Origin of the sequence: Novosphingobium guangzhouense (assembly GCF_002896965.1) — a bacterium.
GTDB lineage: Bacteria > Pseudomonadota > Alphaproteobacteria > Sphingomonadales > Sphingomonadaceae > Novosphingobium > Novosphingobium guangzhouense.
Genome location: NZ_LYMM01000032.1, coordinates 51,295 through 74,997, shown reverse-complemented (window position 1 = coordinate 74,997; position 23,703 = coordinate 51,295). Strand labels below are relative to the sequence as shown.

Annotated in this window: 23 protein-coding genes; 12 read left to right on the top strand and 11 right to left on the bottom strand. The window is 66.7% G+C overall.

Going from position 1 to position 23,703, the window contains the following annotated elements:
• Window positions 1-151: 151 nt before the first annotated feature.
• Entirely contained in the window at window positions 152-622 is a 471-nt protein-coding gene (locus A8V01_RS11895) for a peptidylprolyl isomerase (protein WP_103096071.1), read from the bottom strand.
• A gap of 174 nt (window positions 623-796) precedes the next feature.
• Between A8V01_RS11895 and mgtE the strand changes: the two genes are divergently transcribed.
• The 3 genes from mgtE to A8V01_RS11880 are packed head-to-tail and all read left to right on the top strand — an operon-like array spanning window position 797 to window position 2,890.
• On the top strand, window positions 797-2,230 hold the full coding sequence (mgtE, locus tag A8V01_RS11890; RefSeq protein ID WP_103096070.1) for a magnesium transporter: 1,434 nt from the start codon (window positions 797-799) through the stop codon (window positions 2,228-2,230).
• A 28-nt stretch (window positions 2,231-2,258) separates the two neighbouring features.
• The gene (locus A8V01_RS11885) at window positions 2,259-2,654 is read left to right on the top strand and encodes a DUF1489 family protein (RefSeq protein ID WP_103096069.1); all 396 of its coding nucleotides are present in this window, start codon (window positions 2,259-2,261) and stop codon (window positions 2,652-2,654) included.
• Window positions 2,654-2,890 (top strand): hypothetical protein, encoded by a 237-nt coding sequence (locus tag A8V01_RS11880; RefSeq protein WP_103096068.1) that lies wholly within the window; start codon window positions 2,654-2,656, stop codon window positions 2,888-2,890. Before A8V01_RS11885 ends, A8V01_RS11880 begins: the two co-directional genes overlap by 1 nt.
• 2 nt (window positions 2,891-2,892) lie before the next feature.
• On the opposite strand, the gene nudC is transcribed toward A8V01_RS11880, so the two are convergent.
• Genes nudC through A8V01_RS11865 form a run of 3 tightly spaced genes read right to left on the bottom strand, consistent with a single transcriptional unit; the run spans window position 2,893 to window position 6,171 of the window.
• Window positions 2,893-3,804, bottom strand: a complete 912-nt coding sequence (gene nudC / locus A8V01_RS11875) for an NAD(+) diphosphatase (protein ID WP_103096067.1) — start codon at window positions 3,802-3,804, stop codon at window positions 2,893-2,895.
• A gap of 1 nt (window position 3,805) precedes the next feature.
• Window positions 3,806-5,107 (bottom strand): serine hydrolase domain-containing protein, encoded by a 1,302-nt coding sequence (locus A8V01_RS11870; RefSeq protein WP_103096066.1) that lies wholly within the window; start codon window positions 5,105-5,107, stop codon window positions 3,806-3,808.
• Window positions 5,104-6,171, bottom strand: a complete 1,068-nt coding sequence (locus A8V01_RS11865; protein ID WP_103096065.1) for an A/G-specific adenine glycosylase — start codon at window positions 6,169-6,171, stop codon at window positions 5,104-5,106. Before A8V01_RS11865 ends, A8V01_RS11870 begins: the two co-directional genes overlap by 4 nt.
• A 29-nt stretch (window positions 6,172-6,200) precedes the next feature.
• Here A8V01_RS11865 and A8V01_RS11860 point away from each other — a divergent pair, with 29 nt between their 5' ends.
• From A8V01_RS11860 to smc, 4 genes are all read left to right on the top strand, one after another.
• On the top strand, window positions 6,201-6,794 hold the full coding sequence (locus A8V01_RS11860) for a DUF721 domain-containing protein (RefSeq protein WP_103096064.1): 594 nt from the start codon (window positions 6,201-6,203) through the stop codon (window positions 6,792-6,794).
• Entirely contained in the window at window positions 6,794-7,531 is a 738-nt protein-coding gene (locus A8V01_RS11855) for a thioredoxin domain-containing protein (protein WP_103096063.1), read from the top strand. Before A8V01_RS11860 ends, A8V01_RS11855 begins: the two co-directional genes overlap by 1 nt.
• 110 nt (window positions 7,532-7,641) lie before the next feature.
• Window positions 7,642-8,403 carry a thioredoxin domain-containing protein gene (locus A8V01_RS11850; protein WP_103096062.1) on the top strand — a complete coding sequence of 254 codons (762 nt, stop codon included), beginning with the start codon at window positions 7,642-7,644 and terminating at the stop codon, window positions 8,401-8,403.
• A 27-nt stretch (window positions 8,404-8,430) separates the two neighbouring features.
• Complete coding sequence (smc, locus tag A8V01_RS11845; protein WP_103096061.1) at window positions 8,431-11,871, top strand: chromosome segregation protein SMC; 3,441 nt, start codon at window positions 8,431-8,433, stop codon at window positions 11,869-11,871.
• 13 nt (window positions 11,872-11,884) lie between these two features.
• Here smc and soxR read toward each other — a convergent pair whose 3' ends face one another.
• Window positions 11,885-12,325: a redox-sensitive transcriptional activator SoxR gene (gene soxR / locus A8V01_RS11840; RefSeq protein WP_170065903.1), complete on the bottom strand. Its 441-nt coding sequence runs from the start codon at window positions 12,323-12,325 to the stop codon at window positions 11,885-11,887.
• Window positions 12,326-12,421: 96 nt separating this feature from the next.
• On the opposite strand from soxR, the gene A8V01_RS11835 reads away from it, so the two are divergent.
• Complete coding sequence (locus tag A8V01_RS11835) at window positions 12,422-12,793, top strand: VOC family protein (RefSeq protein ID WP_103096060.1); 372 nt, start codon at window positions 12,422-12,424, stop codon at window positions 12,791-12,793.
• Between the two features lie 4 nt (window positions 12,794-12,797).
• Here A8V01_RS11835 and ubiA read toward each other — a convergent pair whose 3' ends face one another.
• Window positions 12,798-13,712: a 4-hydroxybenzoate octaprenyltransferase gene (ubiA, locus tag A8V01_RS11830; RefSeq protein ID WP_103096059.1), complete on the bottom strand. Its 915-nt coding sequence runs from the start codon at window positions 13,710-13,712 to the stop codon at window positions 12,798-12,800.
• Between the two features lie 129 nt (window positions 13,713-13,841).
• Here ubiA and A8V01_RS11825 point away from each other — a divergent pair, with 129 nt between their 5' ends.
• The 3 genes from A8V01_RS11825 to A8V01_RS11815 all read left to right on the top strand — a co-directional run bounded on the left by A8V01_RS11825 (window position 13,842) and on the right by A8V01_RS11815 (window position 16,344).
• Window positions 13,842-14,588, top strand: coding sequence for a 16S rRNA (uracil(1498)-N(3))-methyltransferase (locus A8V01_RS11825; protein ID WP_103096058.1), 747 nt, complete (start codon window positions 13,842-13,844; stop codon window positions 14,586-14,588).
• A 69-nt stretch (window positions 14,589-14,657) separates the two neighbouring features.
• Window positions 14,658-16,043, top strand: a complete 1,386-nt coding sequence (locus A8V01_RS11820) for a glutamate--cysteine ligase (protein ID WP_103096057.1) — start codon at window positions 14,658-14,660, stop codon at window positions 16,041-16,043.
• Between the two features lies 1 nt (window position 16,044).
• Entirely contained in the window at window positions 16,045-16,344 is a 300-nt protein-coding gene (locus A8V01_RS11815; RefSeq protein ID WP_103096056.1) for a putative quinol monooxygenase, read from the top strand.
• On the opposite strand, the gene A8V01_RS11810 is transcribed toward A8V01_RS11815, so the two are convergent.
• The 5 genes from A8V01_RS11810 to A8V01_RS11790 form a co-directional block, all read right to left on the bottom strand.
• Entirely contained in the window at window positions 16,345-17,688 is a 1,344-nt protein-coding gene (locus tag A8V01_RS11810) for a methyltransferase family protein (protein ID WP_103096055.1), read from the bottom strand.
• A 67-nt stretch (window positions 17,689-17,755) separates the two neighbouring features.
• Entirely contained in the window at window positions 17,756-19,117 is a 1,362-nt protein-coding gene (locus A8V01_RS11805; protein ID WP_103096054.1) for an outer membrane protein assembly factor BamB family protein, read from the bottom strand.
• A gap of 25 nt (window positions 19,118-19,142) precedes the next feature.
• Window positions 19,143-19,931, bottom strand: a complete 789-nt coding sequence (locus A8V01_RS11800) for a tetratricopeptide repeat protein (RefSeq protein WP_103096053.1) — start codon at window positions 19,929-19,931, stop codon at window positions 19,143-19,145.
• 144 nt (window positions 19,932-20,075) lie between these two features.
• The gene (locus A8V01_RS11795; RefSeq protein WP_103096052.1) at window positions 20,076-21,203 is read right to left on the bottom strand and encodes a glycosyltransferase family 4 protein; all 1,128 of its coding nucleotides are present in this window, start codon (window positions 21,201-21,203) and stop codon (window positions 20,076-20,078) included.
• A 14-nt stretch (window positions 21,204-21,217) separates the two neighbouring features.
• Complete coding sequence (locus A8V01_RS11790) at window positions 21,218-22,087, bottom strand: alpha/beta fold hydrolase (protein ID WP_103096051.1); 870 nt, start codon at window positions 22,085-22,087, stop codon at window positions 21,218-21,220.
• Between the two features lie 76 nt (window positions 22,088-22,163).
• Between A8V01_RS11790 and A8V01_RS11785 the strand changes: the two genes are divergently transcribed.
• Entirely contained in the window at window positions 22,164-23,588 is a 1,425-nt protein-coding gene (locus tag A8V01_RS11785) for a protein adenylyltransferase SelO family protein (RefSeq protein WP_103096050.1), read from the top strand.
• The last annotated feature ends 115 nt before the right edge of the window (window positions 23,589-23,703 follow it).

Genomic DNA, 23,703 nt, shown 5'->3' with positions numbered 1-23,703 from the left:
CCCTTTTTTTTCACGTCAGCCGGTAAGCCGTTCGCCTTACCCCCGCCGCCCGCTCAGGCTGAGCTTGTCGAAGCCCCCCTGAAACGTGGCGCGAGCCTCCCATGCTTCGACAAGCTCAGCATGAGCGGAGCGCAAGGCCCCCGATCGACGCTCAGCCTTCGCTGATGGTCGCCTTGACGATCTTGCCCGGTTCACGCGGCGGCTCACCCTTGGGCAGCGCGTCGACGTGGTCCATGCCTTCGACGACCTGGCCCCAGACGGTGTACTGCTTGTCGAGGAACGTGGCGTTGTCGAAGCAGATGAAGAACTGGCTGTTGGCCGAGTGCGGATAGCTGGTGCGCGCCATCGAGCACACGCCGCGCACGTGCGGTTCAGCGTTGAATTCGGCCTGCAGGTCGGGCTTGTCCGAACCGCCCATACCGGTGCCGTTGGGGCAGCCGCCCTGCGCCATGAAGCCGGGGATTACGCGGTGGAACTTGATGCCGTCGTAGAAGCCTTCGCCGGTCAGTTCCTTGATGCGCTCGACATGGCCGGGGGCAAGGTCGGGGCGCAGCTTGATCTTGACGTCGCCGCCTTCACCGTTGCCGGTATCAAGCGTGAGGGTAAGGAATTCGTCAGCCATTGCCTGTCTCCATGATGCCGGCGCCTGTGGGCGTCCGGTGAAACTTTGGCGCCCGATATAGGCGATGGTGCGGCAATGTCACGGGGGGCTTTGACAAGGCGCCGTGCACCGCCGTCTCCGCCGACGGTGGAAAGCCCGGTTGCAATTGCGAGATAGCTGCGTAGACCGACCCGGATGAGCGAAGCGGACCTCAAGCACGACCCGATGGACCACGCGGAAGACACCGCGCGTCAGGATGCGCCCGAATCCGATTCGCTGGACGAGGACAACCGCCTCAAGCCCGAATTCGTCCGCAGCGTAAAGGAAGCGCTAGACGAGGAAGACACCGACCGGGTCTACGACCTTGTCGAAGGACTGCACCCCGCCGACATCGCCGACCTGTTCGAGCTTGTCGACGAGCGTGAGCGCCTGACGCTGGCCAGCTCCATCCGCGACCTGATGGGCGTGGAAGTCATCGCCGAACTCAACGACTGGGTCCGCGAGGCGCTGGTCGAGGCCCTGCCCGCTGACGTCGTCGCCGAGATCGCCGAACAGCTCGACACCGACGACGCCGTCGCCATGCTGGAAGATCTCGACGAGAAGGACCAGCAGGCCGTCCTTGCCGAGATGGAGCCGGAAGACCGCGCCGCCATCGAATCGGCGCTGTCGTACCCGGAAGAATCCGCCGGCCGATTGATGAGCCGCGACTTCGTGGCGGTTCACGAATCGATGACGGTGGGCGATCTCATCGATTTCCTGCGCGAACATCGCGAACTGCCGACAGAGTTCTGGGAAGTGTTCATCGTCGATCCGATGCACCGCCCGATCGGCACCTGCTCGCTCTCGTGGATCCTGCGCACCCCGCGCAACATCCCGCTCTACGACGTGATGGCCCGCGACCAGACGCTGATCCCGGCCGATATGGACCAGGAAGAAGTCGCGCTGCGCTTCCAGAAGTACGCGCTGATCTCGGCTGCGGTGGTGGACCCTTCGGGCCGCCTGATCGGCCAGATCACCGTCGACGACATCGTCCACATCATTCAGGAAGAAGCGGGCGAGGACGCCCTGCTGCTGTCCGGTGCAGGTGATGGCGACATCAACGAACCGATCCTGCTGACGGTACGCGCGCGCCTGACCTGGCTGGTGGTGAACCTGGCCACGGCGATGCTGGCAGCCTCGGTCGTCGGGCTGTTTCAGGGCGCGATCGCGAAGTTCGCGCTGCTGGCGGTGCTGATGCCGATCGTGTCGGGCATGGGCGGCAATGCGGGCACGCAGACCCTTGCCGTGGCCGTGCGCGCCATCGCCACCAACCAGCTGACCGATTCCAACACGGTCAGGATGATCCTGCGCGAATTCCGCATCGCGCTGGCCAACGGCTTCGCGCTGGGCCTGCTGATCGGCGTGGGAACGTGGCTGATCTTCGACAACCCGCTGCTGGGCGCGGTGATCGCATCGGCCATGGTGATCAACAACCTTGTCGCGGGCCTGATGGGCATCCTCGTCCCGCTGACGCTGGACAAGTTCAACGTCGATCCGGCGGTGTCCTCGGCCGTGTTCGTGACGACCGCCACGGACACGATGGGCTTCTTCTCGTTCCTTGGCCTTGCGGTGGTGGTGGGGCTGGCCTGACGGGTTCGCGCGCCCTATCTTGACGGCCATGCCGCTCAACATGACCAAGATCGCCTTCTCCGCGACAAGCCCCGCATCCCTGCGCGCATGGCTGGAAAGCCACTCGGATGAAGCGCTGATGACCACCCGTTACCTGCCCAAGCGGCATGAAGAGATGATCGGCGGCTCGCTCTACTGGATCTTCGAACATGCGCTGATCGGCCGCTCCCCGATCGTCCGGTTCTCCCAGCGAGATGACGGGCGCTGGCACATCCACCTCGAGCCGCGCCTGATCCCGGTCGTCACCCAGCCCAAGCGCGCGCATCAGGGCTGGCGCTACCTGTCGGAAGAGGACGCCCCGCGCGATCTGGCAGACGGGGAGACGGCGGGCGATGCGATGCCGCCCAGGCTGGCGCGCGAACTGGCGAAGCTGGGGCTGGTGTGATGGACCGCTTCGACGAAACCGAACGCGCCGCGCTGCTTGCCGTCAAGGGCGTCGGCCCCACGGTACTGTCGCGGCTGGAGGAGCTGGGTATCGCCGGCTTTGCGCAACTGGCCGCCGCCGATGCGGATGATATCTGCGCGAAAGTCTCCGTCAGCCTTGGCGCAACCTGCTGGCGCAACAGCCCGCAGGCCCGCCGCGCCGTGGCCGCGGCGATCGAGCGGGCGCGAGAGCCGTAAGGTCAGGCCCCGCGTTCCACCCACCACTTGAGCAGCACGTGCGCCACCGCATGGCTGGGCGGCGCCCCGAAGGCGCGGCCGACCTCGCCCACGGCCACCGCTTCAAGTGCATCGACGCATTCCTCACGCGTGAACCAGCGCACGTCTTCCAGCTCGGTCTCGTCGATCACGATCGCCGGGTCGTCGGCAAAGGCATGGCAGCCGATCATCAGCGATGACGGGAACGGCCAGGGCTGGCTGGCGACATATTCCACATCGCGCACCCGCACGCCCGCTTCCTCGAAGACTTCGCGCGCGACCGCCTCCTCGATCGTCTCACCCGGCTCCACGAAGCCTGCCAGCGCCGAATAGCGGTGCGCCGGAAAGCGTGGCTGGCGGCCCAGCAGCAGCTTGCCGTCATGCTCCACGGTCATGATCGTGACCGGGTCGACGCGCGGGAAATGGTCCGCGCCGCAGCCCGTGCAGGACCGCTGCCAGCCGCCCTTGGCGATCACCGTACCCGCGCCGCAAACCGCGCAGAAGCGGTGCCGCGAATGCCAGCTTACCAGCGCGCGCGCGCCGCCGTATGCCGCAAGTTCGCCCGGCTCCAGGGCGTTCATCGCGTTCCAGCTGGGTGCCCCGGCGGCGGGAATGCCCGGCAGCACTTGCGCAAAACAGCCGCGCCCGCCTTCAAGACCCCCGCCCTCAATACCAAGGAACAGCAATTCCGCATCCGGCGCGGCTTGGGCCAGACTGTCCCACACCAGAGCACCCTCGGCCGTCATCACCGGATCAAGGCCATCCAGCCGCAGCAGCCGCGCGGTCGGTCCCATCAAGGCGGCGATGGCGTCCGGATCGCCGCGCACATGGTCGGCGCGGTCGATCGGCGATCCGCCGAAAGCGATGGGAGCAGGGGCGGGATTTGTCAGCAGCACGTCAGTGTTTCTCCAGGATCGCAAGCACGTCGGCCTTCAGGGCCTTCTGGAATTCAGGCAACAGGTCAAAGGCATTGGGCGGCATGAACTGCACGAAAATCTGAGATCGCAGGCCGTGGACCATATCGACCATGCCCACCGTACCCGCCGCGCCCGACCAGCCGTAAAGCCCGCTCTCCGCCCCCTGCCCCACGCGCCCGCCGGCACCGAAGCCGCAAGGACCGCCGAACATCTCGGGCACAAGGACGCCGGGCGGCAGGAGGTTGGACGTGCCCATCCGCACCGCGCTTTCGGACAGAACCCGCACTCCGTCGATCGTGCCCATCTGCGCCAGCATGCGCAGGAACCGGTCATAATCGCGCGGCGTGCTGACCAGCCCCGCGCCGCCGAAGGGAAAGGCGGGCTTGTCCAGATAGATGGACGTATCGCCCTCGTCGATCGGCGCCAGCACGCCGCCCACGGCCGCGTAATTGGTAGTCAGGCGATGCGCATCGGCTGCACGCACCCTGAAGCCCGTGCTGCTCATCCCCGCAGGGCCGAAGATGGTATCCTGCAGGTAGGCGTCGAACGGCTTGCCCGCGACCACCTCGATCACCCGGCCCATCAGGTCGAGCCCCATGGAATAGCTCCAGCGCGTGCCCGGATCGGCCACCAGCGGCACTTGCGCCAGCCCCTGCGCAAACTGGTCCAGTCCCTTGACCGGCTCTCCGCGAAACAGGCCGGGAAGCTTCATCCGACTGATCTGACCCGCCACAAGGCCCTTGTCCTCCATCAGCGTCTTGATCGGGCCCTGCTGGATGATCGTGTAGCCGATGCCCGACGTGTGCGTGACCAGATGCCGCATCGTCACCGGGCGCGGCGCCGCGTGGAGCGCGGCGATCGAACCGTCGTATTCGTCCTGCACCATCATGTGCGCATATTCGGGCAGCACTTCGGACAGCGGCTGATCAAGCGCGATCCTGCCCTGCGCCACCAGTTCCATCGCGGCCATGCCGGTGATCGGCTTGGTCATCGAATAGATGCGGAACAGGCTGTCGGCAGTCATGGCATCCGCGTCGGTGAACCCTTCGGAGCCCCGCGCAACATATTCCGGCTCGCGCCCCGGCAGGCCGAGGGAGGCGACCATGCCGGGAAACCTGCCCGGCCCTACCCACCGTTCGACCACCGCGCGGACCTTGGGGATCAGTTCGGGCTGCTGCTGCGCCGCGCGCACCAGTTGCGGCAACATCGCCCCCAGCCCCGCCGCCGCCCCCATGCCCAGCAGCATGCGACGGTCCAGTGCGGCTTGGAGGCGATCGATCATGCGTCTTCCTTTTCATCAACCGCCATGGCCAGCGCCAGCCGCGCCGCCTTGGCGAACAGCGTGGGCAGGCCCGCTTCGTCGATCCGGTCGATCGGCCACCACTCCCCCTCGCCCAGCCCGTCGAAGCGATCGCCGAGATAGACCGACAGGTTCAGTTCCAGCGCGAAGTGCGTGAACACGTGGCCCACCTTGCCCGCGCTTTCCCACGGACCGGCAAGCGGTCCGTTGCCCGAACCGTCGGCGCGGGCGGCCCAGCCGTCATCCGGCAATGCGCGCATGCCGCCAAGCATCCCGCTGCCGGGGCGGCGCACCAGCCAGACTTCGGACGTTTCCTCCCGCTCGATCCAGAAGGCGCGGCCCTGACGAACAGCCTTGGCCTTCTTCGGCGCCTTGACCGGCAACCTTGCGGGATCGCCCATGCGGCGGGCCTTGCACGGCGCTGCGATCGGGCACAGCAGGCAGCGCGGATTGCGCGAAGTGCATACGGTGGCGCCAAGGTCCATCATCGCCTGCGCAAAATCGCCCGCCCGTGCATCCGGGGTTATCGCATCGGCCTTCGCCCGGATGGCTGGGCGCGAACCTGGCAGGGGTTCCTCGATCGCGAAGAGGCGCGAAACGACCCGCTCCACGTTGGCGTCCACCACGACCGCGCGCCGCCCGAAAGCGATCGCGGCAACCGCCGCCGCCGTATAGGCCCCCAATCCCGGCAGCGCGCGCAAGCCCTCTTCGGTATCGGGAAAGCGCCCAAGGCGCGCCACTTCGCGCGCGCAGGCCATGAGATTGCGGGCTCGGGCATAGTAGCCAAGCCCTGCCCATGCCGCCATGACCTCCTCGTCAGCGGCTGCTGCCAGCGCCTCCACGGTCGACCAGCGCGTGGTGAATGCCGCGAAGTAATCCTTCACCGCCGCCACCGTGGTCTGCTGCAGCATCACTTCCGATAGCCAGACCCGGTAGGGATCGGGCGACGAGCTGCCCGGAAGCGCGCGCCAGGGCAGGTCGCGGGCATGGACATCGTACCAGTCGAGCAGCAGCGCCGCGATTGCAGTATCCGAACTGGCATCCATGTCGCCGCTATGGCATTGGATCGCTGGCAATGGAACGGAATAGCGGCAAGCAATCGGGTGAAACGAAACCACGCGGAAAAGGCAAGGCGCCGGGTCTGCGCCAGTATGAGCGCCCGCGCGGCGGTCAGGCGCGCCAGATATCGGACCTGATGCCTGAAGTCGGGCGTACCGCCTTTCGCCGCTTCGGCTTCGTGCAGTCCAGCGTGGTATCGCGCTGGCCCGAGATCGTCGGCGCCCGCCATGCGCGGATATGCTCGCCGGAATCGATCCGTTTCCCGCCCGGAGAAAAGAGCGACGGCATTCTCCAGCTTGTCGTCGTTCCCGCTCATGCCCCGATGATCCAGCACGTGATCCCCGAGATCCTGGACCGGGTGAACCGCTTCTTCGGCTACAACGCGGTCGCCAAGGTGAAAATCCGGCAAGGCGAGGTTAAGGCGCCCGCCGGCATGGGATCGGGCTCCCAAGCTCGCCCGTCCGCGCCGCCTTCGCTGAAACCTGTGCCGTTCGAACTGGGGGAATCGCTGCGCGACATCGGCGATCCCGAACTTCGCGCCGTGCTCGAATCTCTGGCCCGCAGCATGGGCGCCGCCCAAAGCCGGACCGACAGTCAGGAAGACAAGTGATGACCAAGACCGCCCTGCGCATCGCGGCGCTTGCCGCATGTGCCGTTCTCAGCGTCGCGGCTGCCCCCAAGGGTGGCGCCGCGAAGAAGCCTGCTCCCGCCGCCTCCACCAACTGGAACGGTGTAACCGCCGTTACCGCAGACGGCAGCCACCGCCTCGGCAATCCGGAAGCCCCGCTCAAGCTGGTCGAATACGTCAGCTATACCTGCCCGCACTGCGCCCACTTCCACAAGGAGGCGGACCCGGTCCTGCGCCTGACCATGGTGCCCAAGGGGCAGATCTCGGTCACCGTCACCAATTTCCTGCGCAACCCGATCGATCTTACCGTCGCCATGCTGACCAACTGCGGCGACCCCAAGCGCTTCTTCGTGCGCCACAACACCTTTTTCGCCTCTCAGGAAAAGTGGCTCGCCAAGGCCGAGGCGACCTCGCGCGAACAGCAGCAGCGCTGGTATCAGGGCGATTTCCCCACCCGCATGCGCGCCATGGCCGGCGACCTGGGCTTCTACGACCAGACCGCCGCCTGGGGCCTCAGCCGCGCGCAGACCGACCAGTGCTTCGCCAACACCGCGATGCTCGACAAGCTCAAGGGTCAGCAGGGCGAAGTGCAGGCGCTTGGCCTGCAGGGCACGCCCAGCTTCACCCTCAACGGCGAACTGCTTGACGGGCATGACTGGGCCACAGTGTCCAAGGCGATCACCGACAAGCAGGCCCAGCAGCGCGCGGGCAACATCTGACTTTTCCCGGACTGTGGAAGAACGGGCGCGAATCCGTGCTTCCCCGCTTCGTTTCATCCCGTCCATGGGCTAGCCCCTGTGTCAAATCCATACGAAGGATTCGCCTCCCGATGAACCGCACCCGTTTCCGCACGATCACGCTTGGCCTGATGGTCGCCCCGCTTGCCCTGGGCCTTGCCGCCTGCGGCAAGAAAGACGAAACTACCGCCGCTCCGACCGCGGGCGCGCCGATCGCCAACATCGCCGCCCCTGCGGGCAAGTCCTGGGCCGACGTGATCGAAAAGACGTCCGAAGGCGGCTATCGCATGGGCAACCCCAACGCCCCGATCAAGCTGGTTGAATACGGCGCGCTCAGCTGTTCGCACTGCGCCGAATTCGCCAAGGAAAGCTTCGAGAAGATGCGCGACGACTACGTCGCCAGCGGTCGCGTCAGCTACGAACTGCGCTATTTCATGCTCAACGCGCTCGACATTCCGGCATCGCTGCTGGCCGAATGCGGCCAGACCGAAGCGGTGATCCCGCTGAGCGAGCAGTTCTGGGCATGGCAGCCCAAGCTGTTCGAGAACATGCAGGCCGCCGGCAAGGATCGCCTTGCCGCGATCGACGCGCTGCCCAAGGAAAAGCAGCTTGGCGCCATCGCCGAGGTTGCCGGCATGACCGAATTCTTCTCGTCGCGCGGCATCGCGCGTGATCAGGCCAACGCCTGCCTGGCCGATACCGCCAAGGCCAAGGCGCTGGCCGACCAGACGCAGAAGGCTTCGGAGGAATTCAACGTCACCGGCACGCCCACCTTCATCATCAACGGCAACAACGTTGGCTCGATGAGCTGGGCCGACCTTGAGCCCAAGCTGAAGGAAGCGGGCGCACGCTGATCGGCGTGAACGCCTGACCTGTCCTCGATGCGCATCCACCGTCTAAAGCTCAGCGGCTTCAAAAGCTTCGTCGAGCCTGCGGAACTGCGCATCGATCCGGGGCTGACCGGCGTGGTCGGCCCCAACGGTTGCGGCAAGTCCAACCTGCTCGAAGCGATCCGCTGGGTCATGGGCGAAAGCTCTCCCAAGTCGATGCGCGGCGGCGGGATGGAAGACGTGATCTTCGCGGGAACGGACAAGCGCCCGCCCCGCTCCTTCGCCGAAGTCGTGCTCAAGGCCGACACGGCGCCGGATGCCAACGGCGTGCGCGACGAACTCGAAGTCGTGCGCCGTATCGAACGCGGCGCGGGCAGCGCCTACCGCATCAACGGACGCGACGTGCGCGCCAAGGACGTGGCGCTGATCTTCGCCGATGCCGCCACCGGCGCGCACAGCCCGGCGCTGGTATCGCAAGGCCGCATCGCCGCCGTCATCGCCGCCAAACCCGCCGAACGCCGCGCCATGCTGGAAGAAGCGGCGGGCATCGCGGGCCTGCACGTGCGCCGCAAGGACGCCGAACAGCGCCTGCGCGCCACCGAAGCCAATCTTGCCCGTCTTGACGACATCATGGCCGGCCTCGACAAGCAGGTCGGCACGCTCAGGCGGCAGGCGAAGGCGGCAGAACGCTACAAGGCCCTGACCGACCAGATCCGCCTTGCCGAAGCCCGCGTGGTTTTCGCCCGCTGGCGCGAAGCTGCCGCCGCTGCGGACGCCGCCCGCAAGGAAGCGCAGGCCGCGGAAGAGCGCGTCACCATGGCGCAGGCGCTCGCAGTCGAGGCACAAAGCCAGCAGGCCGCCGCCGCCGAAGCGCTGGCCGAAACGCGTGACGAACTGGCGGATCGCCGCGATGATGCCAATGCCCAGGGGCATCGCATGGCAACGCTGACCAGCCAGCTTGAAGCCGCCGAACAGCGCCTGACCGACCTTGACCGCCAGCGCACCCGGCTGGAAGATGATCGCCGCGATGCCGATCGCCTGACCCGCGACGCTGCCGAAGCGCTGGCCCGGCTCGAACGCGAACTGGCAGAAGGCGAAAGGCAGCTTGCCGCTGACGAGGCACAGCGCCCGCGCTTTGCCAACACCGTCGACGGCGCCGAACAGGCCAGCCGCGCCGCCGAACTCGATCTTGCGCAGGCAACCGCCAGGCAGGCGGGCGTGGAGGCCGAATGGCGCATCGCCGACGCCGAACTGGCGCAGGCCAAGGCGCGGCAGACCCGCACGCTGCAGGATACCGCGCGGATCGAGGCGCAAGTCGCCGCTCTGCCCGATCTGGCAGACCTTGAAGCCGCCATCGCCGCCGCGCGCTGGAAAGCAGAGGAAGCCACCGCCGCCCTTGCCCGTACCCGCGATGGGCTGGAGGACATGCAGGCCCGCAAGACCACCCTGCAGGCAGATCGCGACGCTGCCGCATCGGCCCTTGCAGGCGCGCGCGCCGACCTGACCGGCATCGAACGCGAACACGCCGCCCTCGTCCGCGACCGGGAAGCTCGGGCCAAGGGCGCGAAGGCTGCGCATGGCCTGCCCGTAGCGATCGATGCGGTGCGCGCCGCGCCCGGCTACGAACGCGCCGTCGCCGCCGTGCTCGGCCGCGACGCCAAGGCACCGCTGGGGAGCGTGCCCAACGCCGACGGCCGCTTCTGGAGCGGCGCCGATGCGCCCGCGCCCGTGGCCGACAGCCTTGCCGCCCACGTTGCGCAATGCCCGCCGGAACTGGCGGCCCGCCTTGCGCTGGTCCATGTCGTCGATGAAGATGATGCCCGTGCGCTGAAGCCCGGCGAATGGCTGGTCACCCGCGCGGGCGTGCTGCGGCGCTGGGACGGTTTCGTGGCGCGCGGCGAAGGCGCGGCTGAGGCAGCCCGGCTGGAAGCGGAAAACCGCTTTGCCGAACTGGACGCAAAGCTGCCCCCCTTGCGCGAAGCGGTCAGCGCCGCCGAAGCCGGGCAGGCCGCCGTTCAGCAGGAACTGGCCGACCTGTCTTCCCGCGTGATCGGCGCCGAACGCGCCATCGCCGCGGCTGCCGAGGCAGAACGCAGCGCGCTGCGCGCCGTCGATCAGGCAGAGGACGCGCGCTCCCGCCAGCAGGCTCGCCGCGCCGAACTCGACGCAACGCTTGCCGAAACCGCCGATCTGCGCGCAGGGGCGGATGCTGAAGTTTCCGCCGCCGAGGGCAAGCGCGCCGCCCTGCCCGATCCCGCCACGGGCCGCGCCGAACTGCAGGCCGCGCAGGGCCGCAACGTCGATGCCCGCTCCGCCCTGCAGCACGCGATGGCAGCACTGGCGGGGCACGATCAGGCGCTGGCCGTGGCGCGCGAACGCACCACCGCCCAGCGCGCCGACATTCGCAGCTGGCAAGCCCGTTCGGGCGATGCCGCCAACCGCCTTGCCCAGATGGCCGGACGGCTGGAAGAGATCGAATCCGAACGGACGATCGTCGCCGCGAAGCCTCCATCGCTGATGGCGCAGATCGAACAGGGCGAAACGATCCGGGTGCGTCTGGGCGAGGAGCTGGCGAAGGCCGAGGCCGCTGTTACTACCGCCACCGAAGCCGCCCGGCGCGCAGACACGGCCCTCTCCGCCGCGCAGGAAACGCTGGCGGCCGCCCGCGAAGCGCGCGCCGGGGCAACCGCCCGCGCCGAACACGAAGACCAGCGCCGGGTTGAGACGAACCGCCTGTCGGGCGAGCGTTTCCAGTGCCCGCCGCCGGTCCTGCCCGAACGCTTCGGCTTCGTTCCCGCCGAAGTCGCCGGTGCAGAAACCGAAGGCAGCGGCATGGACCGCCTGACCGCAGACCGCGAGCGGATCGGCCCGGTCAACCTTGTCGCCGCCGATGAACTTGCCGAAGCCGAGGCGCAACTGGGGCTTTCAGTGACTGAAAAGGCCGAACTGACCGAGGCGGTGAACCGGCTGCGCGGTTCGATCGGCAATCTCAACCGCGAGGGACGCGAACGGCTGCGCGCCGCCTTCGAGGCGGTCGATGGCCACTTCCGCCGCCTGTTCACGCGGCTGTTTCAGGGCGGCCAGGCCCACCTTGCCCTCGTCGATTCGGACGATCCGCTGGAGGCGGGCCTGGAAATTTATGCCCAGCCGCCCGGCAAGCGCCTGCAATCGCTCACCCTGCTTTCGGGCGGCGAACAGGCGCTGACAGCAGTGGCGCTGATCTTCGGGCTGTTCCTGACCAACCCGGCACCAATCTGCGTGCTGGACGAAGTGGATGCCCCGCTCGACGACGCGAACATCGAACGGTTCTGCGACCTGCTCGAAGCGATGACGAAGGAAACCGACACGCGCTATCTTGTCGTCACGCACAATGCGGTGACGATGAGCCGCATGCACCGGCTGTTCGGCGTGACCATGGTTGAAAAGGGCATCTCGCGCCTCGTCAGCGTAGATCTGGGCGCGGCGGAAGAACTGCTGGCAGCGGCGCAGTAGCGCTGCCGCGCGATCACCCCAGCACGAAGCGCGGTCCCGGTCCCTGCGCCCCGGCAGCGTCCTGGGCGTTATAGAGCCGGCATTTCGTCAGGCTCAGGCAGCCGCAACCGATGCATTCATCCAGCTTGCGGCGCGTCAGTTCCAGCAGCGCGATCTTCTTGTCGATGGAATTGCGCATGGACCGGCTGATCCGCTCCCAGTCCGCCAGAGTCGGCGTGCGGCCCTGCGGCAGATCGGCCAGTTCCCGCTCGATCTCCGCCAGTGCAAGGCCCAGTTTCTGCGCGATCAGGATGAAGCTGACACGGCGAATATCCGAACGCAGGAACCGCCGCTGGTTACCTGCAGTCCGCAATGCCTGCAGCAGTCCCTTCTCTTCATAGAACCTCAAGGCCGATACCGCGACGCCGGTGCGCCGCGCCAGTTCGCCGATGGTGATGAAGCGGTCCGCGACCAAGTTCGTCCTCTATTCAAAAGCGCTTGATCTCAAGTTAGGTTGAGGTTGCACTTTTGCCAAGCCGGCTGATTCGCCGGTGACGCAGGAGAGACAAGAATGGCCCAGGGCCGCCTCGAACATGCCAATATCACCGTCAGCGACATCGAGCGTTCGTCCGCGCTGCTGCAGGATCTGCTGGACTGGCACGAACGCTGGCGTGGTCCCGCGATCAACGGCGGCGAGACGATCCACGTCGGCGGGGATTTCAGCTATATCGCGGTCTATACCGACCGCCGCGAACGCGAACGCTTCGCCAAGGGCGCGCCGCTCAATCACGTGGGACTGGTGGTGGAAGACCTCGACGCGGCAGAACGCAAGGTGATCGCCGCCGGGCTGGAGCCATTCGCCCACGCCGATTACGATCCGGGCCGCCGGTTCTACTTCTTCGACTGGGACGGGATAGAATTCGAACTGGTCAGCTACGAGTGACCGATCAGATCACGCCAGCATTGCCGACGACCCAGCATGCCAGCGCCATGACCAGCCCGGCATCACGGTTGGAGCGGAACCGGGCCAGCGCATTTTCCCCGTCACTGGGGTCCAGCGTCATGACCTGGAAGCCCAGATGCAAGGCCATCGGCAACAGCGCGACAAGGGCCACCCAGTCCGGACGCATCGACCAGAAGGCCAGCGCCCACAGCGTAAGCGCAAGGGCGTAGAAGCCTCCAACCCCGCCCTTCACCCGTGCGCCCAGGCGTCGGGCGGAGGAGCGGATGCCGACGATCGCGTCATCCTCGATGTCCTGGATCGCGTAGATCGTGTCGTAGCCGATGCACCACACGATCGAACCGAGGTAGAGTGCGGCCAGTGCCTCAAGATGGTCGGTCCGTATCTCGATCCAGCCGACCAGCGCCCCCCAGGTAAAGACCATGCCCAGCCACGCCTGCGGCCACCAGGTTATGCGCTTCATGAAGGGATAGGCCGCCACCAGACCAACACTGCCCAGCGCCACCATTTGCGCGGGCGGACGCAGCTGGAACAGCACGACAAGGCCGATCCCGCACAGCAGCATCAGCCATGCCCAGGCCGCGCTCTTGCTGACCCGCCCGCTGGCGACAGGGCGTTGCGCCGTGCGCGCCACGCGGCGGTCAAGGTCTGCATCGACGATATCGTTGAGCACGCAGCCCGCACCGCGCATGGCGATCGATCCCAGCAGCAGCCAGCCGATCAGGCTCCACCGGCTTTCCCCGCCCGCCAGCAGCACGCCCCAGACACAGGGCCAGAACAGCAGCCACCAGCCGATCGGGCGATCCAAGCGCGCCAGCACCGCGAAATCGCGAAACGGCTGCGGCAGCATGGACACAAGGCCGCCATGCTGGCTGTCGGGGACAAGCGCTCTTTCGATCATCGCGCGATGAGTAGTGCATTGTGCGCGTCCTGTCATGTCCAACGTGACTGGTGAACACATCCTGCCCTTGGTTGCATGTCTCGGGCTGAGAGGCGAAAAGAGCGTTCCAGCCCAAGGAAGCCGTTGAAGATGCCCGCTACTCCCGCCTGGCCGCCGCGCTCCGCGCCGCGCCTGTTCGTCACCGGCCCGCTTGCCGAAGGTGCCAGCCTGCCGCTGGACGGGCAGCAGGCGCACTATCTTGCCAAGGTCATGCGAGTCGAACCCGGCGATGCGGTGATCGCGTGCGATGATGTGACCGGGGAATGGGCTTGCGAAGTCGTCTCGGCGGGCAAGCGTGACGTGGTGCTGGCCGTCCGCACCCGCCTGCGCGAACGCGAAGCGGTGCCTGATTTCGTACTTTGCGCCGCTCTGCTCAAGAAGCCCAACTTCGACCTCGTGCTGGAAAAGGCGACGGAACTGGGGGTTGCGGCGGTGCAGCCGATCGTCACCCGGCGCTGTGTAGCGGACAAGCTCAACCCCGAACGGGCGCTGACCATCGTGACCGAAGCGGCCGAACAATGCGCCCGCACCGCTCTGCCCCGCGTGGACGCTCCGGCGAAGCTGGAAGCCCTGCTGCGCGACTGGCCGCAGGACCGCCCCCTGTTCTTCGCCGACGAACAGGGGGGAGAGCCCGCCGCCGCCGCCTTCGCCGCGCATCAGGGGCCTGCCGCGCTGCTGGTCGGCCCCGAAGGCGGCTTCGACGAGGAAGAGCGCGCCCTTGTCCGCGCCCATCCGCAGGCCCGCGCGATCACGCTGGGGCCGCGCATCCTGCGGGCCGAAACCGCCTGCATTTCCGCCATCGGCCTGTGGATGGCAGTGTCCGGAGACTGGTCATGACAGGAATGTTAGACTGACCGGTACAAAAAGTTCTGGCGCGGCTTCGCGTGGCACACTAATTCCGCGGCCATGAGCACCCGTGAGGTTTCGGATCGCGAAGATCCGGTCATCGAAAGCCTGTCCCAACTCGCCGAGCCGATGGCCGCGGGCGAAAAGCCGCGCGAAGCGTGGCGGATCGGCACCGAGCACGAAAAGTTCGTCTACGACACCGCCGACCATCACGCCCCGTCCTATGACGAAAAAGGCGGCATCCGCGACCTGCTGGACGAACTGACCCAGTTCGGGTGGAAGCCCATCGAGGAAGGCGGTCATGTCATCGCGCTCAAGGGCGCGGACGGCAACGTCAGTCTTGAACCTGCGGGCCAGCTTGAACTGTCGGGCGCGCCGCTCGAAAACCTGCACCAGACCTGCGCCGAAACCGGCCGCCACCTGAAGGAAGTGAAGCAGGTCGGCGAAAAGCTGGGCAAGGCTTACCTTGGCCTTGGCATGTGGCCGGACAAGACCCGCGAAGAACTGCCGATCATGCCCAAGGGGCGCTACGGCATCATGCTGAACCACATGCCGCGCGTGGGCAGCATGGGCCTGGACATGATGCTGCGCACCTGCACGATCCAGGTGAACCTCGATTATTCGAGCGAAGCCGACATGGCGCAGAAGTTCCGCACATCGCTGGCGCTGCAGCCGCTGGCGACTGCGCTCTTCGCCAATTCGCCTTTCACCGAAGGCAAGCCAAACGGCTACCTTTCGTACCGCAGCCACATCTGGTCCGACACCGATCCCGCGCGCACCGGGATGCTGCCTTTCGTGTTCGAAGACGGCTTCGGCTATGACCGCTACGTCGAATACATGCTCGACGTGCCGATGTATTTCGTGTTCCGCGACGGCAAGTACATCGATGCCGCCGGACTTTCCTTCCGCGACTTCCTCAAGGGCGAGCTTTCGGTGCTGCCCGGCGAGCGCCCGCGCATGTCGGACTGGCAGGATCACCTTTCCACCGCCTTCCCCGAAGTGCGCCTCAAGTCGTTCCTCGAAATGCGCGGCGCCGATGGCGGGCCGTGGGGCCGCATCTGCGCCCTGCCTGCACTCTGGGTCGGCCTTCTCTACGATCAAAGCGCGCTCGATGCGGCGTGGGATCTGGTCAAGGACTGGGACATGGAAGGCCGCGAGGCGCTGCGCTCGGCCGCACCGAAGCTGGGCCTGGATGCACCCATCCCTTCCTCAAATGGGCGTGGCGGCACCCTGCGCGACATCGCCGGCGAAGTGGTCGAAATCGCCCGCTCGGGCCTTGCCGCGCGCGGGCGCCTGAACTCGGCGGGCGAAAACGAGACGGGCTACCTCGAACCGCTGGCAGAGATCGTGAAGTCGGGCAAAGTCCCGGCGCAGCGCCTGCTCGACCTCTACAATGGTGAATGGGGCGGCGATCTTTCCAGGGTCTATGCACTGAAGACGTTCTGACATGATCGTCGTCACCGGCGAATTCCGCATGCCGCCGGAAGCTCTGGACGCCGCACGCGCGGCAATGGGGCGGGTCATCGCAGCGTCGCGGGCCGAACCGGGCTGCCTTGACTACATCTATGCCGAAGACATTCTTGAGCCCGGCCTGTTCCGCGTCATCGAACGCTGGACAGACCGCGCCGCGCTTTCCCGGCACTTCGAGATGCCGCACATGAAGCGCTGGCTGGAAGAGCGCGCGGCAATGGGCCTCACCGGCAGGCAGGTGACCGCCCACGCGGTCACGGTCAGCGAAGCGCTGTGATCATTCGGTCGGCTGCGGCAACGGCTGCCCCGGCCTGAACATTCTGGCCATGCCGGACAGCGTGCGCGTGATCAGCGCGTTCTCGGCCATCCACTTGTGATATTCCCGATACTTCGCATCCTCGGCCAGCAGGTGGGCTTCTTCCGTCCGCGCGCGCCAGTAGTAGATGCCGCTTACCACGCCCAGCAGCACGGTGTTGCGGATCGCGTCCGTCCATGACCCATTGGTGACGAGGAACGGGAGGGTCGAAGTCCACCAGAACAGGTTCTTCGACAAGTACGCCGGATGCCGGGTGAAGCGATACGGCCCGTTGGTCAGCACACCGCGATAGGTGAGGTTGGAAAAGCGCAGGCCGAATGCAAAGGTCGCCCAGGCGTAGATCGCGGTCAGCACCACCATCATCGCCGCCCAGCCCCACAGCAGCACGTCATAGGCCGCCATCCAGTGCGCCCAGCCGCCAGTGTTGACCTCGTAGCCCAGCACATTGGCATTGCCCATCGTGCCCCACACGAAGGGCGGATAACATATCAGCGCCGCCACCCAGCCAGCCAGCAACGGGTTGCCGCTGCGGATATGCGCGTCGAGCGGGCGGAACGTGAACAGGTAGCCCACCGTGCCGATCTGCACATCGACAAGAAACAGCGCCTCGATCAGAAGCGAGCACAGTTCGACGGGCCTGTGCGCGACCGCACTGAAATCCGCCTCTACCACGCGGGCGAACCCGCCGGGCAGGATCGATATCATGAAGGCGCCGAAAAAGCCCTTGATCGCCCAAGCGCGCCAGTGCTTCTTCACCTCCTCGGCAGACCACGGCTCCCGCCCGATCAGCATCGCGCCGAAATGCCAGGAAGCGTCGCGCGGCTCCACCATGACGCAGTCAAGCCACAGGACGTAGGGCACCGAGAGGATGAACAGGGGTGCTGCAACGGCGCTCAACACGTCCATCGCGAACAGATACTGCCCCTCCCAGTACCACCGGCACAGAAAGTAGAAGCAGGCGATCCCCGCCCAGGTGATCCAGAGCCCGACCAGCTTGGTGATCGAAACGTCGATCGTCTCGGAAATGCGGGCGCGGCGTGACCAGTCAATGCCGGTGGAGGGACGCAGGTGAACCTTGTCGACCAGCACCGACCATGCCGTCATCGCCGCGCCGGTGAAGGCCAGCGTGGCCAGCGAGGCATAGGCCCCGCTCATCGGTTCGCGCGGAGCCTGCAGGCCAAGCAGGTCAACGACCGAGGCCCAGTTGCGGCAGAACAGGATCCACACCACCAGCGCGATGAGGCCGGACAGGCCGACGCCGGCGGAAACGTCGCTGGCAGGGCGGTGGGTGGATGCGGTGCTCATGGGCGCAGGGCCTAGAGCCAATTGGTTAAGGGGGCGCAAACCTGATGCGGCCTGCGCCCCGCTTCGTTCAACGGAAGGCGCTGATGCGGCCCGAATCGTCGAGCACGTAAAGCGTCTGGTTCGCCACGACCGGCGCCAGCGAGATCGGATCGCTCAGTTCGGTGAACGGCGTCATCGTGCCGGTGGCCGGATCGATGGTGGCGACCAGCCCGCGCGAATTGCCGACCCACAGCTTGTTGCCCGCCAGCACAGGGCCGACCCAGAAGATCGGGTTCTTGCGCTTCTTGGCGTTCTTGTAGCGCTGCAGTTCGGTCAGCCAGCGGACCTTGCCGGTCGCCCGTGCGATGGCGAGGATCTCTGCGTGATCGTCCAGCGTGAAGACCCAGTCACCCGCGACCGACGGGGTTGAGATACCCGCAAGGTTGAGTTCCCAGATGCGCTGGCCAGTGACCAGTTCGTAAGCGGCCATGCGTCCGCCCTGACCCAGCGCGTAGACGCGGCCGCGATCGATGATCGGATCGGCGTCAACGTCGGTCAGGCTGCCCACCTCGGTGGAGATCGAGGTGCGCGAAAGCGCGTCCGACCAGACCTGACGGCCGTTCTCGTAACGGTAGGCGACCAGTTCGCCCGACGAATAGCCCGCGATCACCGTGCCCTGGCCCAGCGCCGGAGAGGCGACGCCGAACACGCCCGACTGGGTCAGCGAGGCCGATTCCTGCCACATGGTTGCACCATCCGCCGCGTTGAGCACGACGATCTGGTTGTCCTGCGTCATCACGAAGATCTGGTTGAAACCGATCGTCGGCGCACCACGCAGCGGCCCGGCGGGCTTCTTGGTCCACAGCTGGCTGCCGTCAGCGGCGTTGAGCGCCGCCACTTCGCCAAGGCCGGTGGTGATGTACAGCTTGTCGCCATCGAAGCTGACGCCGCCGCCGAACACCGAGTTGGCGTTGTTGCCATCGACCGAGAAGCTCTTGGTCCACAGCTTCGCCCCGCTCTGCGCGTCGAATGCGTGGACGGTGCCTTCGGTGTCGATCACGAAGAGCTTGCCGTCACCCACGACCGGAGACGCGGCAAGGCGCGCACGGTTGCTCGATCCGGCGATCTGCGCGGTCCAGGCCTTGGTGGGGTTATCGGCCAGTGCAAGGTGGCCGTAAGCCTTGTTCGGGGTGTTGCCGCCCTGCGCCCAGGTGGCGTTCACTTCCGCCGGGGGCAGGATCACCGAAACCGCGCCCAGCGTGGCGTCTACCTTGGCCCCGCTTTCGATGCGCGAAAGGATCGGCACGCGGTTGCCCACCGTCGGGGTCTTGGCGGGGCCCTTGCCGCCGCCGAACACCTTGCAGCCGGAAAGGCCCGCGACCAGCGCGAGGGCGATCAGCGGCACGACCTTCTTCGCACGCGAAGAGGTCGTATTGCGAGCTGCGTTCATGCGAATGTCCTCACGTGTCATTGTCTCAGTTCGCCACTTCGGCGGGCTTGACGATCTTTGCCGTCGGCTGGTTCAGCGGTTCGCCCTTTTCGTCGACGACATCGTCCACCGCATCGACGCCAAGCACGGCGGCAAGCTGGCGGGCGCGGCTGCGCAGGCCGTCCTCGACGCCTTCATCCTTGGCGATCGCGGCGAACAGAGGACCCGCCTGATCCTGCTTGTTCTGCTTGAGGTAGGCCATGCCGACGAGTTCGCCGGCGGGGCCGAACCACGGGTTGCCCGGCGCGGCCATCGGCTTGAGGCGGCTGATGACGTCTTCGGGCTTCATCGCATCGAAATCCGCGCCGATTTCCCGCACCGAAGCCAGATCGCGCAGGGCCTGCGGTGCCTTGCCGTCGGCCGAAATCTCGCGATAGATCTTGAGCGCGTCGGCCTTCTTTTCCTGGCGCAGCGCAATGCCGGCCAGCATCAGCCGGGCGGAAACAACGGTAGCGTCCGACGAATCGGTGGCGGCCAGCGGGGCCAGCTTGGCCTTGGCGCCATCGAGATTCTCGGACTGCAGCGCATCAAGCGCCTGCACGTAAGCTTCGGACCGGGCTTCGCGCTCCTGGGTCTGGCGGTGCTGCCAGTAGATCCAGCCCGCGAAGGCGATCAGGGCGATGACGATGGCGGCAAGCAGCGGCTTGCCATAACGGCTCATGAAGCCTTCGAGCTGGTCCTGCCGCACGGCATCGTCGACTTCGCGCAGGAAGACGTCCTGCTGAGCGGCGTTGCGGGCTGCGGCGGCGGAATTGGTGTCGGGGGGCAGAGCCAAGATAGAACGCTTTCTAGCGAAAAACGGGACGGTTGCGGGGCTGTTTAGCGGATGGGCGGGGCTTTTCAACGGGGATGTCTGTGCACACGTCCCTGCTTGGGCCAGCGTGAAGCGCCGCTGAATGGGCGCGCGCTTGCCCGGCGGTCAGGGAAAGTGGGCCTGGCCCATCGCCGCCCCATACGTTGCTGCATAGCTGCGAATCATTGCTTTTTCATCGTATTGGGCCTGTGCCAGCGCGCGATTGGCCTCCCCGACCCGCGCCCGCAGCCCTTGGTCGCCAGCCAGTTCGGCCAGAGCCCGGCCCAGCGCCGCGTCGTCTCCGGCGGGGGTGATGAAGCGGCGGTTTTCCCCCGCCACCATCGCCGCCACGTCTCCCACGGCGGGGGAGGCCACGGCAAGGCCGGCCGCCATCGCTTCCAGAACGGAGATCGGAAACTGCTCGCTGTCGGAGGAGAGGGCGAACAGATCAAACAGCCCCACCGCCCGCGACGGATCGGGGACGAAGCCCGGCAGGTGGACCCGCCCGGCCACGTCGCAGTCCCGCGCCTGCTGCTCGATCGCCCCGCGTTCCGGCCCTTCGCCAAGGATCACCAGCTGCCATTCGGGCGGCAGCGTGGCGAAAGCGCGAACCAGCCGGGGCAGGTTCTTCACCGCCCGCAACCCCGCCAGCGTGCCGACCCACTTCGCGCCCGCCGGCTTGGGCAGCCCTGCAATCGCGTCGGTCGGGGGCGGGGAAAGGTAGGCCTGGGTGCGGATACCGTTGATGATCAGGCGCACGCGGCCGCGCGGCTGCGCCCAGTCGCGCAGCGCGATCGCCTCCAGCCGCTGTGATGGCACCACCAGTGCAAAGGCGCGCGCCAGCGCCACGCGGCGAAACCAGTTGCGCGAAGGCTTGAGGCCGCCCGCCTCATCCTCATTGAAACCGTCCTCGTGATGGACCAGCGGCGGCAGCGCCAGAACGCGCCCCAAAAGGCGATGCGCCATCACCGCATCCATCGCCCCCCAGTTGTAGGTGAGGACAAGGTCGAAGCCCTTCATGGCGCGCGCGATGCGCAGCAGCCGCAGCGGCGTGGGGCGCCCCTGAAGGCTGGGAAAATCGTCCGGGAAATCGACCGTCAGCGCCGGATCAAGCGCCACTTTCGCGCCATGGACGCCCCGCTGGCCGGACACCACGGTATGCGCGATGCCGGTGCCGAAGACGTTCATCAGCCGCGCCGCGCGCAGTTCCTTGCCGCCCGCAGCGAAGCTGGAATGGAGGTGAAGAATACGCAAAAGTGTTCTCTGCCTCAGGCCGCTCTGGCCAGCAGCCGCTCGATCGCGGCCACCGATTCGGGCTCGTCCAGCGTCGGAGCGTGGCCGACATTGGGCAACGTCAGCCCTTCTGCCATTTCGGAGCGGCGCAGCATGTCGTCCAGCGTCTGCGCCGAAAGCAGGTCCGACAGGCCGCCGCGCAGAACCAGTACCGGCACCCGCGCCAGCGCTTCCCAAGCGGCCCACAAGTCCGGCTGGGCATTGACGTCAAGCGCCAGGAACGGCTCCGCGATCTTCATGTCATAGTCGAACACGATGCGTCCGTTGCCGCCGACCGTCATCAGCCGCTTGGCCATGCCGATCCAGAAATCGAGCGGCTGCCCCGGATGGGAGCCTGCCTGCATTTCCTCCAGCCCGCGCGCGGCATGGACCCAGGTGGGCCATGTGCGGCCCTGCCCGACATACTCCTTGATACGCGCAAGGCCGGTCGGCTTGAGCCAGGGACCGACATCGTTCACCACGGCGGCGGCGATCCTGTCCGGAATGATCGTCGCCAGCCCCATCGCCATCAGCCCGCCCAGCGAGGTGCCGATCACCACGAAGCGTTCAAGCCCTTCCTGCTCGATCAGGGCAAGGACGTCCTCTCCGTACTGGATCGGCGTGTACGTGGCGGAATCCTTGGCATATTCGCTGTCCCCCCGCCCGCGCAGGTCCGGGCAGATCACCCGCCGCCCGGCGGCCGCAAGACGCGGAGCCAGCACGTCGAAGTCCCGCCCGTTGCGGGTCAGGCCGTGAAGGCACAGCACGGGCAACCCGGTTTCGCCCCCTTCGGGACCGGCATAATCGCGGAAATGGAGCTTGAGACCGTCGCGGCTGGACCAGAAGCGATCTTCGAAAACCTTCATGCGCGAACGGCAACCTCATCAGACTTAACGAAATGCCCGGCTTGATAGCGGGCCGGGCGGTCCCCACTATCGCCCGATGCCAAGCGATCCGCAACCCGCGCCCTATCTTCCCGATCCGCGAATCGAAACGATCGCACAATGGATCGGCGACCCGGTCCACGCCGCTGCGTTCCCGCGCCGCCAACTGCGCTGGCGCAACGACCGCTGGGCCGCCGCCGTGGGCCTCGATGGCTTCGACGAGGCCCTCTGGACAGCACATTTCGGGCAGTTCCAACCGCTCCCCGGCAACCTGCCGCAGCCGCTGGCGCTGCGCTATCACGGGCACCAGTTCCGCACCTACAACCCCGACCTTGGCGACGGGCGCGGCTTCCTTTTCGCACAGATGCGCGATGCAGCCGGGCGCCTGCTGGACCTTGGCACCAAGGGTTCGGGCCAGACGCCGTGGAGCCGCGACGGCGACGGGCGGCTGACCCTGAAGGGCGCGGTGCGCGAAATCCTTGCCACCGAAATGCTGGAAGCGCTGGGCGTCGATACCAGCAAGACCTTCTCCGTGATCGAAACGGGCGAGGAACTGTGGCGCGGCGACGAGCCTTCCCCCACCCGCTCGGCCGTACTGGTGCGTCTGTCGCACGGACACATCCGGATCGGCAGCTTCCAGCGCCTTTACGTGCTGGAAGAGACCGCGCATCTGGCCGCGCTGGTCGACTACAGCCTTGAAACCTACCCTGGCAGCCTGCCGCCCGAGGATGCGCCGGGGCGCGACGAGCCGGCCGTGATCCTGCTCCATCAGGTCGTCGAACGGCTGGCCGATCTGGCTGCCGCGTGGATGGTGGCGGGCTTCGTCCATGGCGTGCTCAACACCGACAATATGAACATTTCGGGCGAAAGCTTCGACTATGGGCCGTGGCGCTGGGCACCGCGCTGGGATCCGCGCTTCACCGCCGCCTATTTCGACCGTACCGGCCTCTACGCCTTCGGCCGCCAGGCAGAGGCGCTGTTGTGGAACTGCCAGCAGCTGGCCATTGCGCTGCGCCCGCTGACGGAAACCGCGCCGCTGGTCGCCGCGCTCGAGCGCTTCGGACCGCTTTATCAGCAGGCGCTGTGCCGCCGCTTCACATGGCGTCTGGGCATCGAATCGCGCGGGGTGGAGGCCGACACCGCGCTCGTGCAGGCGGCAGAGCGCAGCATGGTGGAGAGCGGCCTTGCGCCCGAACAGTTCTTCTTCGTGCATCGCGGCGGCCGCAATGCAGGAGATGACGATTTCGGCACGCTGCTGGCCGGCTATGCCCCCGCCGCCGCCGTCGAAGACCCGTTCTGGCAGGAAAGCGCCCCTCCCGGCGTACTCATCGACGAAGTCGAACGCATCTGGGCCGCGATCGACACGCATGACGACTGGAGCCCGCTCCACGCCAAGGTCGCCGACATCCGCGCCCTTGGCAGGAAGCTGGGGCCGGCCCCGCTGCCCGGGTCGTTCAGACCCGCGTCGTTTACGCCACAGTAGGAATCCCTATGCCACTGGGATGAAATATCGAAGCCTATCAGCTAACCGGGCATTAGCCGTAACACACTGCCGGAAACGGCGATGCCCTGGGACCAAGTGATTACGTGACCGCACA

Coding starts and splice junctions, on each gene's coding strand:
- A8V01_RS11820 (WP_103096057.1), top strand. CDS start 14,658: ATGAGCACCCGTGAGGTTTCGGATCGCGAAGATCCGGTCATCGAAAGC.
- mgtE (WP_103096070.1), top strand. CDS start 797: ATGAGCGAAGCGGACCTCAAGCACGACCCGATGGACCACGCGGAAGAC.
- A8V01_RS11805 (WP_103096054.1), bottom strand. CDS start 19,117: ATGAACGCAGCTCGCAATACGACCTCTTCGCGTGCGAAGAAGGTCGTG.
- A8V01_RS11815 (WP_103096056.1), top strand. CDS start 16,045: ATGATCGTCGTCACCGGCGAATTCCGCATGCCGCCGGAAGCTCTGGAC.
- A8V01_RS11790 (WP_103096051.1), bottom strand. CDS start 22,087: ATGAAGGTTTTCGAAGATCGCTTCTGGTCCAGCCGCGACGGTCTCAAG.
- A8V01_RS11825 (WP_103096058.1), top strand. CDS start 13,842: ATGCCCGCTACTCCCGCCTGGCCGCCGCGCTCCGCGCCGCGCCTGTTC.
- A8V01_RS11865 (WP_103096065.1), bottom strand. CDS start 6,171: ATGGATGCCAGTTCGGATACTGCAATCGCGGCGCTGCTGCTCGACTGG.
- A8V01_RS11835 (WP_103096060.1), top strand. CDS start 12,422: ATGGCCCAGGGCCGCCTCGAACATGCCAATATCACCGTCAGCGACATC.
- A8V01_RS11860 (WP_103096064.1), top strand. CDS start 6,201: ATGGAACGGAATAGCGGCAAGCAATCGGGTGAAACGAAACCACGCGGA.
- A8V01_RS11810 (WP_103096055.1), bottom strand. CDS start 17,688: ATGAGCACCGCATCCACCCACCGCCCTGCCAGCGACGTTTCCGCCGGC.
- A8V01_RS11785 (WP_103096050.1), top strand. CDS start 22,164: ATGCCAAGCGATCCGCAACCCGCGCCCTATCTTCCCGATCCGCGAATC.
- A8V01_RS11885 (WP_103096069.1), top strand. CDS start 2,259: ATGCCGCTCAACATGACCAAGATCGCCTTCTCCGCGACAAGCCCCGCA.
- A8V01_RS11870 (WP_103096066.1), bottom strand. CDS start 5,107: ATGATCGATCGCCTCCAAGCCGCACTGGACCGTCGCATGCTGCTGGGC.
- A8V01_RS11855 (WP_103096063.1), top strand. CDS start 6,794: ATGACCAAGACCGCCCTGCGCATCGCGGCGCTTGCCGCATGTGCCGTT.
- ubiA (WP_103096059.1), bottom strand. CDS start 13,712: ATGATCGAAAGAGCGCTTGTCCCCGACAGCCAGCATGGCGGCCTTGTG.
- A8V01_RS11895 (WP_103096071.1), bottom strand. CDS start 622: ATGGCTGACGAATTCCTTACCCTCACGCTTGATACCGGCAACGGTGAA.
- smc (WP_103096061.1), top strand. CDS start 8,431: ATGCGCATCCACCGTCTAAAGCTCAGCGGCTTCAAAAGCTTCGTCGAG.
- A8V01_RS11880 (WP_103096068.1), top strand. CDS start 2,654: ATGGACCGCTTCGACGAAACCGAACGCGCCGCGCTGCTTGCCGTCAAG.
- A8V01_RS11850 (WP_103096062.1), top strand. CDS start 7,642: ATGAACCGCACCCGTTTCCGCACGATCACGCTTGGCCTGATGGTCGCC.